Raw genomic sequence first — 12,300 nt, 5'->3', positions numbered from 1 at the left:
ACAGCAGTTGGGACGCCAGCATAGAGACACACCGACGCACGGTCCACCATTGAGTCACCGATGCAGCCCGCTGCCGGCCCGACTCGAGTACGGACGTGCACGGCGAGTGATCACAATGAGCGACGACATGGGACGCGATACAGCCGACCTCGACGAAAAGGACATTCAAATTCTCAAAGCGGTTGCCGCGAAGGGCGTTACCAGCCCCGACAAGATCCACCAGGAGACAGGCATCCCCAAATCCACGGTCCACTACCGCCTCGACCAACTGCAGGACGCGGGGGTACTCGAGAACGACCGCTACGATATGAACCTCGAGAGACTGGGGCTGTCGATCACCCTCATCTCGGAGGTGTGGGCAGAGTTCGACGAGGGGTACCACCAGACAGTAGGCGAGAAGCTCACCGCAATCGAGGGTGTCAATCAGGTTCACTTCACGATGGGCGAGACCGACTTTGTCGTCATCGCACACGTACCGAACCGGCAGATGGTCGAATCGCTAGTTGCGGACTACGAGGCGATCGACGAGATTCGGCGCACGAGTTCGAAGTTCGTCATCACGACGCTCAAGAACGAACCGCTGCCAATCAACGATTTCGAGTACGAGACGCTCGTCCGCGCGTTGACGGATGCTGAGGTTGCGGTCGAGAGTCACGGCGAAGACGGAGACGACGACTAAGACGGAGACGAAGACTAAGACGGAGACGAAGACGGAAACGACGGCTAACAACCCCCATCGACGGTCAGCCGCCGTGAGGGTTTATAGCGACGGCCACCCAATCATCGGCCATGTTCGACACGGTCGTCGTCGCCACGGACGGCTCCGATAGCGTCAGCCGCGCCATCGATGTCGCGCTCGATCTGGCAGACCGATTCGACGCCGAGGTCCACGCTCTCTCGGTCGTCGACGCCAGCGAGGTCGACGCCTCACCCCAACAGCTCCGCGAGGAACTGCGCACCGCACTCGAGACAACCGCCGACGCCGCAGTTGCCACCGTCGAGGGACGGACGGCTCGCGAGATCACGACTGCGGCGCGGGAGGGGCGTCCTGCCGCCGAAATCTGTGAGTACGCCCGCGAGGTCGATGCCGATCTCGTCGCAACCGGTACCCGCGGCCGCCACGGTGAGAACCGCCTGCTCCTCGGCAGCGTCGCCGAGCGCATCGTCCGTACCTCACCCGCCCCAGTGTTGACTGTGCGTCAACTCGAGTCGATGGCTGAGAGCGGAGACGATGCGGCTGCCGTGGCCTAACAGCGGCTGGTGGTGTGTTGTTGACAGAACCTTTCTGGAGGTGAATTAGGTAGTACGGTCACCGCATGTGCGAATGGAACGTTGGCCGCTCCTTGCGGTTGCTAGATCTTACCGACCCATCACACCTCAGTCACATCCGGCCGAAAATCCAATTGCAACACTATCATTAATTGGTGACAGTCGAACCATAGCACGTGTCTGTCTCGAACCGGTCTCTGTTGACTACAACCGCGACGTACGTCGGTGCCGTGATCCTGATCGGCTTTCCAGTCGCAACGATTCTCGCTGCGATTCTCAGTTCCGTGGCCGAAACGCTCGGTCTGGAGTCGCTGGCTACCGTCCCCGGTTCGATCCCCATCCTCGTAGTCTCACTCGTCTTTGGGTTACAACTGGCTGCCGAAGCCACTGCACTCCAACTAAACGGGATTGACGCGCTTGGACGAGGATTACCACGGATCGCTCTCATGCGGTATCTAGTGTTTGCTGTGGCTGCAACCAGCGTTCTAATCGGTGCTGTCTGGGCTGGGGTCGTACTCGTGCGCACGGGACCATTACCACAGGCTGTATTCGGTGCGCTTGCCGGCCTCGCGGCGCTCGTTGTCCTGTTCCGAGCCTCAAAAGCGTTCCTCGATGGTATGAGTTCTCGTGGGTACGAACAGGATCAGTGAAGTCTAACGCGCCTTCAGTGAAACTGGCTGCTACTCTATTACTTGCTTGCCCTATACTGAACGCAGGTTTCGTAAATTACACTGAAACAAAGAACCGGCTTGTCAATACGCGACTCGGATCTACTAGACGAGAGCCGACTACAGCACAGCATCGACCACAGCCACCCAAGACCGGCGGTTACTTCCCGCCCGCTCACCCAGTTCCGGTATGTTCGACGAACTCATCGACAGCGGCGAGCTCCCGATCGCTCGCAAGTCTGTCCTCCCGGGCACCGGCTTCTTTCTCCCGGACGAGCTCGAGGAGGACTTCGAAGACGAACAGACTCAGGCGGCACTCGAGGGCGCGGATGTCGCAGTCATCGCCGACGCCGACGCAGACGGCCTCGCCTGCGTCGCACTGATTCGCGAGGCGTACGACGACGTGCAGGCCGTGCCGGAGCCGGACGACACCGAGGACACCGAAGACACCGAAGCGAACGACGCCGACGAGGAGAACATCGCGATCGCCACCGGCGACGACCCACTCGAGGAGCCCGAGCCAACACCCCACTCGGTCGCGCTTGTCCCCGCCAGCCCGCACAACGTCGAGGACGCCCTTGCTCGCGTCGCCGAATTCGGCGACGACGGTATCGACCTCTTCGTCTGTGACCTCTGTCCCGACCGCTACGAGTACGTCGACGACGAACTCGATGCCGCACTCGGCACCGCCGACAGCGTCGCCTGGTACGACCACCACCAGTGGGGCGACGACGTCGCTGACTCGGTTCGCGACGCCGGTGTTGAACTCGTCGTCGGCGACTCCGACGAAGAGTGCAGCGCCGATGTTGTCTATCGGTCACTCGAGTACGAGTTCGATTCGATGTACGAGGAGCTCGCAGCGGTCACCCGGGATCACGACCTCTGGCTGCGCGAGGATCCGCGCAGCGACGATTTAGCGGATTACGCCTACTGGACGGATCCGGCGGAGTACGTCGAGGTCGTCCGCGAGTACGGCGTCGATCTGCCGGCGTGGGCCGAGGAGTTCATCGCCGAACGTCGAATCGAGAAGAAGCAGTTGATCGACCAGGCGATCGGTCGCGCGGAGTTCCGCGAGATCGGCGACTATACGGTGGGGATCACCTACGGCAGATGTTCGCAGAACGAGGTGGCAGAGGCGATGCGCGAGGACGGTGCCGACGCCTCGGTGATCGTCAAGCCCGCGGGCTCGGCGTCGATCCGCGGCACGGACGAGTTCGACCGCTGTCACGAGGTCGCGGGGAAGGTAAACGGTGGCGGGCATCCGAAGGCGGCGGGCTGTAAGCCAGATATCTACAACGACATGCTCGACTACGCGAATCACTGGACCTCCCGCGGTGCGGTGACGAAGCAGGTGATTCTCGATGCGTTCCGCGACGTAGTGGAATCCGAGGAGATGGTAGAAGAGACTGAAGACGAGGAGGGCGAAGCTGACGCGAACGGCGACGCCTGAGAAGTTCACTCCACTCTGCCGAAGACTGTGTGAGAACCGCTAAAAGATTACTCCTGGGAGAGCACGTACCGCAACACCAGCTGCAGCACGTGGACGAAGACACCGGCCACGGCGATGTAGACGCCGATCGTCTGCAGGGCTGTCTCTTATACACATCTCNCGAAGCCGACGAGCAGCAACTCGGGCAGGACGAACGAGCCGACGAGGATCACGAGGACGCCGCCGATGAACGAGAAGTTCGCGAATCGTCCCCAGTGCTCGAACGTCGCACTTCGGGCGTAGATGTAGCCGGAGATTAGCGCCGTCATCACCGCGACGACGACCGCTGTCAGGGCCAGAATCTCGACTTGCAAGACCTGCGGTGCCCGCGAGAGAACGCCGGCTCCGAAGATCCCGAACGCGAGTTGCAGGATGAGCATTCCGACGAAGGCAACCCCCATGTCACCGCCCGTGACCCCGCGCTCGGCGATGAGCTCACCGCCCATGATCGCCGCACCGTAGATGATCACGCCGAGAATCGGCGCGGCTCCGAACAGGTAGTTGTTGATCTCCGCGAGCTGTGGAATCTGTGCGAAGACGTACATCAGGACAACGTTGATCCCCATCAGCACGCTTGCACCGCCGATAACGCGTGCCTCGCGACTCGAGAGGCCGAACCCGCGTTCTGTCTCCTGTGGTGTCTCGAAGGAACTCATTGGACGGTGCTACCGCAGCAGGGTTGAAAAGCGTGGTCCTTACTGTCGTGCGATTTCGGCGGTCCGAAGCGGATGAATGGACCAGCCACGACCGGTATTGTCATCTCGAATGGGTTTAACACCCACTGTGCAGTGATCGAACGGTTGTGAGTCACGATGATGAGGTCATCGGTTCACTGTTGAGACGAAACGCGTAGGTATCGAACCACTGGTGCTCCGCGTCGAACGAACCGTCCGCCTCCTCGATAACCGTAAATGCGTAGTCACACCATTGCACCGCTTTCGCAGTTTCTCCGCACTGGTGACAGAGAACAACGATTTGCATCACTGTCGAAACAACCGAATCGACCGAATTACACGCCTGATACGTCTCGATCGCAGCTGTATAGTGCGTGCGTGTCACTTCGATGTCTCCCGTACGTTCGGACACGATTCCGAGATTTCGAAGGCTAGTCGCCTCTCCCCCCGGTCGTTGCATTCAGTTCGAATACGATGACTTTTCTCGTATAAAACAGAACACATCCGGCGGGAGTTTTACCGCACGTCATGTGAACCCAGATCGCTCTTCGAGGAGAGGTACAGCAGCGGAACGCTACGAGCACACCGCATCCGCCGACCAAGGTTCACCTAATCCAGGCGCGCTCGCGTCGAACCCGTCCGCTCGTAACTCGTCAGCGAAGGCGACACACCGGTCGCCGTGGTTCACGAGAACCGTGCTGTCGCGGTACGACTCGAGGAACGAGCGCAAACCCTCGCGGTCCGCATGCGCGGAAAAGTCGTACTGCTCGACCTGCGCGCTGACGGGCATCACTCGGCCGTCGAGTTCGGCGCTACCGGTGTCGAGCAAGTCGCGGCCGGGCGTACCCTCGACCTGATAGCCCGTCATCGCGATCTTGTTGACCGGATGCGAGCGAATCTCTGGGATGTACGTCATCGCCGGCCCACCGTGGAGCATCCCGCTGGTGGTGATAATGACGGTGTTTTGCTCGGCGATCCGCTTTCGCTGACCATCGCGGCCGTCGACGAATCGGGCGTTCCCCTTCGCACGCCGGACCAGTTCGGGGTCGCGCAAGAACTCTCGATTCTCCGACTGTAGGAATCGTTCCGCGACGCGGGTTCCTAGCCCATCGACGTAGCACTCGAGATCGTGCTGTTCGCAGATGCACATAATCTCCTGGGTTCGCCCGATGGCAAACGCCGGGACGACGACGGTGCCACCCTCCCAGAGCGTCGTCTGAACGCTCTCGACGAACTCGGCCTCGATTTCGCTCCGAGGGCGGCGACTCGTATCGGAGTAGGTGCTCTCGCAGACGACGATGTCGGCGTCGGGACGGGCCGTCGTTCCCGAGAGAAGTTTCTGGTCCTCGGTGTGGAAGTCGCCGGTGTAGAGCAAACGGGTCTCACCGTCGTCGATCAGGACGTGGGCGCTGCCGGGAACGTGCCCGGCGTCGTAGAAGGTGACCTCGTAGCCCGCCGCGTCGAACGTCTCGCGGTAGCCGTGAGTTTCGGAAACCTGTGTGAGCCGAGCGAGTTCGGCCTCGGTAAAGGGACAGTCGTAGGTCCCACCATGAAGTTTGAGGGTATCTCTCGCCAGAAGCATTGTGAGATCGTACGTCGGCGGGGTCCAGTGGACCGGCGGACGGGCATGGCCGGCGAGCAGCGACGGAATTGAACCGACGTGGTCAAGGTGGCCGTGGCTGACGATGACGGCTTCGGGATCAACATCGCCGATCGGGAACGCGGGCGGATTCCCCGAGTCCATCCCGAAATCAACCAAGAGCGTCTCGTCGACGACCAGGGCGCTGCGACCGATCTCTCGCGCGCCGCCGACGAACTCGAGTTCCATCGGCTCGGAGTCGGCACTGGCGCGGTTTTCCTCTGTCGGTTCGCCGGTGCTGGGGCTACTTCGGTACGCCGTTGACGTCGTCCGATGGGTCAGGACGGTTTGCGAGGCCGAGCAGGTAGAGATCAAGGAGACAGATGATGAGGACTGCAAGTGGGACCGCAACGTCGGCGTAGTTGACGGCGTCGAACTGTAACGCGGTGATGACGAACGGTTCGCTGAGGTCGAACGCTCCCGAGAGCGTGCGCGCGCTCAGGAACGCGAGTGCGAGCACGTAGAGGCCGAACCAGCTCGCGCCACGTTTCCACTGACCAAGATACCAGTGGCCGAATCCGGCGACGAACGCCGAGAGGAGGTAGGCTGGCCAGCGCGGTCTCGAGAGGGATGTCTCGGGCCCAGAGCCAGACGCTGATTTTGGTCCCGATTGTGATTCCGGGCCTGGTCCGGACCCAGAATCTGGTTCTGGCTCTGATTCAGGCACCGATGCTGGCGTACGCTCGTTCTCGGACTCAGTGTCAGTCATCGTCTGTTGGTTCTGTTCCGGCTGCACCAGACGGTACCGGGGCAGATACCTCATCCGGGACCGGCACACGCGTCGCCTGCTCGAGTGCGGTGCGAATAGAATCCTGCTCAGAGTGGCCGTCTCTCGAGTCATCATCAAGCGCCGAGAGTGCAGCACGCGCAGCTTCGAGTGCGTCGTCACGGCGCTGTTCGTATGAGCGTGTTCGATTGGGCTCGCGGTTGTGTGTCTGGTCACGTTCACCCTCGACGTGGTCGACAGAGAGCGATGGCAGCCGGTAGTGTCGGTACACGTCCGCTGTGACAGCCGCCTCGTGATCCGTAAACGAGAGTGTGAGGCCCTCACCGCTCGGTGACAGCGTCTGATCCTGTTCTCTGGACGCCATCAATCCCGAGGACAGGACAGCGACAGCGTCTGCGACAGGTGAGGGATTAGCAGCGGTCGCGTCGCCAGCTGACTCGGTGCCGACATCGGCGTCATTACCGGTATCACCGGTTCCAGCACCACCATTGGCATCAGTACCAACACCAGTGCCAGTCTCAGCACCAGCAACACCAACACCAACAGCAGCAATTTCGAGTCCAGCCGTCAACGAGCTACTGTAGGCCCGCATCGCAGCTCTCGTTGTATCAGACGCACCGGCAGCGACAGCCCCGAGTTCGGCTGCCGTCTCGGAGAGCGTGACGAGCGGCGTCGGCTGGCTGCTGGTGTCGCCGTCGCTGTCGACACTGGGAACTGAAGCAACGGTCGCAGCCACGGCCCGACTCCTCGGCGATCGAGTGGACCCCGATTCCGACCCCGTCTTTCCCTCCGTGCGATCACGGCCATGGCCACGACCACGGCTACGAGCCCGACTCTGGGAGACAGCAAGGAGCTGGTGTGAGAGCCGCGTTGATGCACTCGTCAGAATGCGGTACAACTCGAGTGCCCGCCGGTCCGGGAGCGGGGCGTCGGCAACAGCGGCGTACGCACCCGCGTGGAGAAAGTCGCTGGCGAGGATGGCTGCGTCGCGTGCTCGAGGGTTGGTGTTGGGATAGCGGTCGGTCACGAGCAGATCGAGACGGAGTCGAACGTAGGCCTCGAAGTAGGAGACGGCGGTTTCGATGGGCGTGAGGATCGATTCGACTGGCCGGGAGTGGGGAGTGGCTGTGTCCTGGGTACTCGTGTCCGACTGAGAGTGAGATGCAGCCGATGGATCGCGGTGTGCGCTGGCAATTGCGCCGGCGGCTCGACAGAGTGAGACTGGGAGTGACTGGGGTTGTGGGAGCACTGCATCGCGTACAATAGTCTGGATTCGCGGGGAACGGCCAGCGAACGAGTCGGCGGCCATCGTCGTCGGTTCGTCAGTGGAGGTGTATTCGCTCATAGCTGGACTGAAACGCTACCGTGTCTGTCGTGATTATGCGGTGTCACCGTCGGAGCTGGCGTTGCTGTCGACGGTGTCAGCGGTGTCGGTACTGGTGGATGTGTTGGTGTCAGTGTCGCGTTCGGTGCTGTCGGTGTCGCGTTCGGTGCTGCCGGTGTCGCGTTCGGTGCTGCCGGTGTCGCGTTCGGTGCTGCCGGTGTCGTTTGCGCTGTCTGCGCTGCCGTCACGTTCAGCGGAGACGTTGGCATCTGCCTCGGACGCTCTGTCCGAGTGCTTGCGCAGCCCACTCACAGTGGAGTTATCCCACTGGACGTTTCGGTCGGGGAATTCGACTTCGTCCGCCAGAATGTCGTCGAAGATGCGATCGACAGCGGCGGATCGAACCTGGCCGACGTAACTGTCGCGGTCGAGTGTGAGCTGTCGAATCCGCGCTCCATCGAGGGTAGCCATCAGCAACGTCGCCATCTCCTCGGTATCGTGGTCGACGAACTGGCCCGCTTCAATACCGTCTTGCAGAATCTCTTCGAAGAGGTTCCGCAGATAATCGTCACTCTTCCGAAGGTTTGCGCGATACGGCTCGTGGTAGGGTGCCTGCGTTCGGAGTTCGAGCATCGCCGTGTGGAATGACTCGCGCTCGTCGTGGTCGTCCGACGAGCCATAGAGGAACCAGTCGACGATCGTGGCAAGCCGTTCGACCGGCGAGAGCGAGACCGTCTCGAGGGCTCGCTCGTCGAACCAGTCGACCAGATAGTCGACGAAATCAGCGACGAGCTCTTCTTTCGAGTCGTAGTGATAGAACAGGAGCGACTTGCTCTTGTCCGTCCGGTCAGCGATAGACTGTGCCGTGAGCTCGCTATATCCATGCTCGCATAGCGCCTCGTAGGTGGCGCGCATGATTTCTTCGCGAACGTCGGAATCGGTCACTGCTGACTCTTTGGTCAGGAACCCATAAAAGTCGTTTCGTTCGGCGTAGCTGTCACGTTCCGTAGGCTCGGACCCTAAATCGGACGTATCCGCCAAACGCGAGTTCGAGTGAGCCGAGCCACCAGTTCCACCGGTCGGCGACTGATCCCTCCGGCGCGTCAGCCAGTTCGTCGACGACGACTGCAGCGGTGAGCGTGACACCGCTGTCTCGCTCGTACTGGCCCGAATCGGCAAGGTCAACCGCCTGCCGGACGACGACGCGGCGTTCGGCGACTCCGCCAACGAACGCCGTAGCCAGCAGTTCGTTGAGTCGATCCGGATCGAGCGCCATACAGACACATCGGGCGCGAGCCCCCTAACGGTATCCCGGCAGGTATGACCATCAGTACGGGGCCAGGAATGACCACCAGTACAGGGTCAGCAATCAGCGGACGGGTCACCAGGACCCCGCCAGAGACCGGCCCGTGTTTCGATGTGTTTTTGAGCGGCGACCGTTTTTTCCCGTGCATGGCAAGTTTCACTGTTGTCGTTGGCGACCCCGAATCCGGGTCGTCCTACCAGCTCGAAGCGGCGGAACAGGACGCAAACCGATTCCTCGGAAAGGAGATCGGCGAGGAAGTCGACGGCAGCGCTGTCGGCCTCGACGGCTACACGCTCGAGATCACGGGCGGCTCCGACGACGCCGGCCGTCCGCTCAACGGCGAGGTCGCAGGCGCAGACCTGACCGAGGTCCTGATGGAAGACCGCCAGACCGGCTACAAGCCAGAGCGTGACGGCGAGCGCCGCCGCATCACCGTCCGTGGCCGCGAGGTCTCCGACGCCGTCGCACAGGTCAACGCGTCGATCACCGACCGCGGTAGCACCGACGTCGACGACCTCCTCGGCGAGGGCGAGGACGAAGACGACGAGTAATCCGATAGCCGAGTTCAGTTCTTTATGGCAGATAGAATCGCGAGCGATCATCCGTCAGTGCAGACGGTTCGTTCCACGTGTTCGGAGACAGCGACGGGCGTACAGCTTGCAATCCCAGCCGACGACCGCGAGGCGTTCACGACCGACGATATCGTCCGAATCGTCCTCGACGGCGACGAGTGCTTCGCACAGATCGAGCGCGCACTCGTCGGTGACGATCTGACAATTCCCGGCGTCTACGAGACCCCTGATCTCGCACGAGATCCAAGCGGCGGGACGGATCGTCTCGAAGCGTGGGTCGACGACCACGCCATTGCGAACGAGGGGTCGGTTCTGATCGACATTGTCGAGCCCGACTTTCTCTACGGGCTGCGCGAACCGGGGTCGACCGCCTACTACGACGCCTACGAGCCACCGAGCGATAGCCTATCGTCGATCGCGAAGGATCTCGAGGAGTAAGCGGCGACGCAGTGGCGACGACTGTTCTCGAGTGCGACTGTTGGCAAAACCGAGTAGAGAAGCAAAAAGTGAGCAACGAACCGCGGTCAATACCGTGCGAGAAACACCGCAAGCAAGAGCCCGAACGCGAGATGTTCGAGCATGGTCTGCTCGAGTGTCGTTCGGACGGCGGATTCGTCCGCCGTCGAGTACTCCTTGGTTCGCACCTTGACGTGCATCGAGAGCAGCCCACTCTCTTCGAGGGCGTGGAGCGCTGGGTAGACCGTCCCTGGGCTCAGGTCCGTCTCAAAGTGTTGTGAAAGGTCTGTCAGAAGTTCGTCACCGTGTGATCCCTCGTGGAGCGCGATCAGCAGGAGCAAAATTTCGTCGAGATTGTGTTTGACGAGTTCGTCACTGAATTCGACCTCGGGGACGGGCAGTTCTGCAAGCGCCTGCGCCAGCAACTCGTCAAGTTCAGAGTCGATACTCCCGGCCGCGTCAGCCGTGTCAGACTCATCAGCCGTTAGTGACTGTCCACCAGATAGTTCTGTTGCGGCCGTTTTTGAGAGCGCTTCGAATAGTATGTCGGTTGTCTGTGACATATCTCGCATTCACGATCACCGCATCCCTGCGTGGTATCCGTCTGATATCGGCCACACAATGCCGAGCGACAGACCACACCACTCACATCGAGTGAACGTCTGGCTCTACCGGTGTATAAACGACAGGGTGTCAACCATCATGATAATAGATAAATCAATATTCGTGAATTAACATAATAACTGTTCATTTCCTATAATCGTATCCTTTCCGCCGATATCGTGATTTTATATTGGAGTCTGCACATATTGTGTGTATTTCCCCGCATTTGTTTTGTATTGTCCTCGAATAGACTATATTGATAAATATTATGGCCGTTTTCGACGACAGTGACGACTATTAGCGGGGTACAATCCTCGGGCGCGACTGACAGCAATTCAACGTGAACCGGTCCACATCGCGCCGATGGGCTGCGACGATACCCCGCGAACAGCGGCCTTTTCCACGTCGAGCGCCAATCGCCGGCCATGAGTACCCCACGTGAAGAGTTTCTGGCCGGCGAACGGCCCGACGACATCGCGCTGTTTCTCGCAGAATCGTACGTTTCAGACGACCGCCTCGAGTCCTTCGGCGAGTCTGTCGAGGACGGGGTCCTGATCATCGTCGACGGCGATCGCGGTCGAAACGCCTTCGAGGCGGCGACCGACAGTCAGGCGATGGAGTTCGCCCAATCCGCAATGGGACTTGAGGGGCTCATCGACAGCGACCTTGCAGGTGGACGATGTCCAGAGCGTCCTGCCGGCGACGCAACTAGCGACGGTGACGCCTGCGGCGAAGGCGATAATCACGATCACAACCATGACCACGACCATGAACACAACATCCAGTACGTCTTCGCCTTCGCCGAGGAGCAGAACGAAGACGTTGGCGGCATCTACGCCGACGGCGACGTCGTTCACGCGTACGCGCAGTGTTCCTGTGGGACCGCCTTCTCCGACCGGTGGAACGTCCAGACGCTGGACTCCTGACCAATCGCAACTGCGCGCAGAAACGTCTTTGAACTGTCTGCCCTGCATCCACTATGCCGATCAATCCCGACGACAGAGAGCAATCACCCGACGCGGACCTTGACCTCTCGGACGCAGAACTCGACGCCCTGCACAATCTCCAGCTCGGTATCGAACACGTTCACCGAGCCTACGGCACACTACTCGAGTTCCACCATCAATTAGGACACGCGATGGACCGCGTGGGCGACGCCGAAGATGAACTGCGCGAAGCTGGCCACGAGGAGTGGGCCAATGGGGTTCGCGACGACCACCTCCCGGCAGGTGCGATCAGCGACCAGTGGACTTACGAACTCGTCGAGGAGTTCTCCACGGGGTTCGTCACCGAAATGGATGCGTTCGAGACGGCAGTACGAGACGACCTGGCAGACGGCGTCGGTCACGTTCGCGAGCGTCGCCAGCAGCGACGGATTCGTGAGCGGGCAGTCGACGACTCCTGACCTGTCCTGGCTTCTATAGTAACAACTGCAACTATTTACACACTGGTCGCACAGCTGTCGTGCGATCAGGTGTGCAGTGACTTGCAGTGGCTACTATAGCTCCCAGCCCCGACCACTGTTCCCTACCCGCACCAGACAACTGCGAAAGTGAGGAAGGATTTTCGACNT

At 60.7% G+C, this 12,300-nt stretch carries 14 protein-coding genes and 2 pseudogenes; 8 read left to right on the top strand and 8 right to left on the bottom strand.

Features of this window, described 5'->3' with window-relative positions:
- The first annotated feature begins 115 nt into the window (after nucleotides 1-115).
- The 4 genes from C482_RS06900 (at nucleotide 116) to C482_RS06885 (ending at nucleotide 3,387) form a co-directional block, all read left to right on the top strand.
- Nucleotides 116-679: an Lrp/AsnC family transcriptional regulator gene (locus C482_RS06900; RefSeq protein ID WP_006166803.1), complete on the top strand. Its 564-nt coding sequence runs from the start codon at nucleotides 116-118 to the stop codon at nucleotides 677-679.
- 110 nt (nucleotides 680-789) lie between these two features.
- Nucleotides 790-1,251, top strand: coding sequence for a universal stress protein (locus C482_RS06895; protein WP_006166802.1), 462 nt, complete (start codon nucleotides 790-792; stop codon nucleotides 1,249-1,251).
- A 218-nt stretch (nucleotides 1,252-1,469) separates the two neighbouring features.
- The gene (locus C482_RS06890) at nucleotides 1,470-1,919 is read left to right on the top strand and encodes a hypothetical protein (protein WP_241431893.1); all 450 of its coding nucleotides are present in this window, start codon (nucleotides 1,470-1,472) and stop codon (nucleotides 1,917-1,919) included.
- A gap of 208 nt (nucleotides 1,920-2,127) precedes the next feature.
- Nucleotides 2,128-3,387, top strand: coding sequence for a DHH family phosphoesterase (locus C482_RS06885; RefSeq protein ID WP_006166800.1), 1,260 nt, complete (start codon nucleotides 2,128-2,130; stop codon nucleotides 3,385-3,387).
- Between the two features lie 47 nt (nucleotides 3,388-3,434).
- On the opposite strand, the pseudogene C482_RS06880 reads toward C482_RS06885, so the two are convergent.
- The 7 genes and pseudogenes from C482_RS06880 to C482_RS06850 all read right to left on the bottom strand — a co-directional run bounded on the left by C482_RS06880 (nucleotide 3,435) and on the right by C482_RS06850 (nucleotide 9,066).
- Nucleotides 3,435-4,082, bottom strand: a pseudogene (locus tag C482_RS06880) (hypothetical protein).
- A gap of 151 nt (nucleotides 4,083-4,233) precedes the next feature.
- Nucleotides 4,234-4,359, bottom strand: coding sequence for a hypothetical protein (locus C482_RS22635; protein ID WP_275039624.1), 126 nt, complete (start codon nucleotides 4,357-4,359; stop codon nucleotides 4,234-4,236).
- A gap of 315 nt (nucleotides 4,360-4,674) precedes the next feature.
- Nucleotides 4,675-5,928 carry an MBL fold metallo-hydrolase gene (locus C482_RS06870; RefSeq protein ID WP_006166797.1) on the bottom strand — a complete coding sequence of 418 codons (1,254 nt, stop codon included), beginning with the start codon at nucleotides 5,926-5,928 and terminating at the stop codon, nucleotides 4,675-4,677.
- Nucleotides 5,929-5,983: 55 nt separating this feature from the next.
- Nucleotides 5,984-6,307: pseudogene (locus C482_RS06865) on the bottom strand (hypothetical protein); the annotation flags it as partial.
- A 133-nt stretch (nucleotides 6,308-6,440) separates the two neighbouring features.
- Entirely contained in the window at nucleotides 6,441-7,811 is a 1,371-nt protein-coding gene (locus tag C482_RS06860; protein WP_006166795.1) for a hypothetical protein, read from the bottom strand.
- A gap of 33 nt (nucleotides 7,812-7,844) precedes the next feature.
- Entirely contained in the window at nucleotides 7,845-8,735 is an 891-nt protein-coding gene (locus C482_RS06855; RefSeq protein WP_006166794.1) for a TetR/AcrR family transcriptional regulator, read from the bottom strand.
- 52 nt (nucleotides 8,736-8,787) lie between these two features.
- Nucleotides 8,788-9,066 (bottom strand): hypothetical protein, encoded by a 279-nt coding sequence (locus tag C482_RS06850; RefSeq protein ID WP_006166793.1) that lies wholly within the window; start codon nucleotides 9,064-9,066, stop codon nucleotides 8,788-8,790.
- Between the two features lie 176 nt (nucleotides 9,067-9,242).
- Here C482_RS06850 and C482_RS06845 point away from each other — a divergent pair, with 176 nt between their 5' ends.
- Entirely contained in the window at nucleotides 9,243-9,647 is a 405-nt protein-coding gene (locus C482_RS06845; protein WP_006166792.1) for a 30S ribosomal protein S6e, read from the top strand.
- Between the two features lie 24 nt (nucleotides 9,648-9,671).
- Nucleotides 9,672-10,106: a DUF7112 family protein gene (locus tag C482_RS06840; protein WP_006166791.1), complete on the top strand. Its 435-nt coding sequence runs from the start codon at nucleotides 9,672-9,674 to the stop codon at nucleotides 10,104-10,106.
- An 86-nt stretch (nucleotides 10,107-10,192) separates the two neighbouring features.
- On the opposite strand, the gene C482_RS06835 is transcribed toward C482_RS06840, so the two are convergent.
- Nucleotides 10,193-10,696 (bottom strand): PadR family transcriptional regulator, encoded by a 504-nt coding sequence (locus C482_RS06835; protein WP_006166790.1) that lies wholly within the window; start codon nucleotides 10,694-10,696, stop codon nucleotides 10,193-10,195.
- Between the two features lie 456 nt (nucleotides 10,697-11,152).
- On the opposite strand from C482_RS06835, the gene C482_RS06830 reads away from it, so the two are divergent.
- Nucleotides 11,153-11,653 carry a DUF5807 family protein gene (locus C482_RS06830; RefSeq protein ID WP_006166789.1) on the top strand — a complete coding sequence of 167 codons (501 nt, stop codon included), beginning with the start codon at nucleotides 11,153-11,155 and terminating at the stop codon, nucleotides 11,651-11,653.
- 53 nt (nucleotides 11,654-11,706) lie between these two features.
- Nucleotides 11,707-12,132 (top strand): hypothetical protein, encoded by a 426-nt coding sequence (locus C482_RS06825; RefSeq protein ID WP_006166788.1) that lies wholly within the window; start codon nucleotides 11,707-11,709, stop codon nucleotides 12,130-12,132.
- The last annotated feature ends 168 nt before the right edge of the window (nucleotides 12,133-12,300 follow it).

The organism is Natrialba chahannaoensis JCM 10990 (genome assembly GCF_000337135.1).
GTDB classification, from domain to species: domain Archaea; phylum Halobacteriota; class Halobacteria; order Halobacteriales; family Natrialbaceae; genus Natrialba; species Natrialba chahannaoensis.
This window is presented reverse-complemented; position numbering and strand designations above follow the sequence as displayed.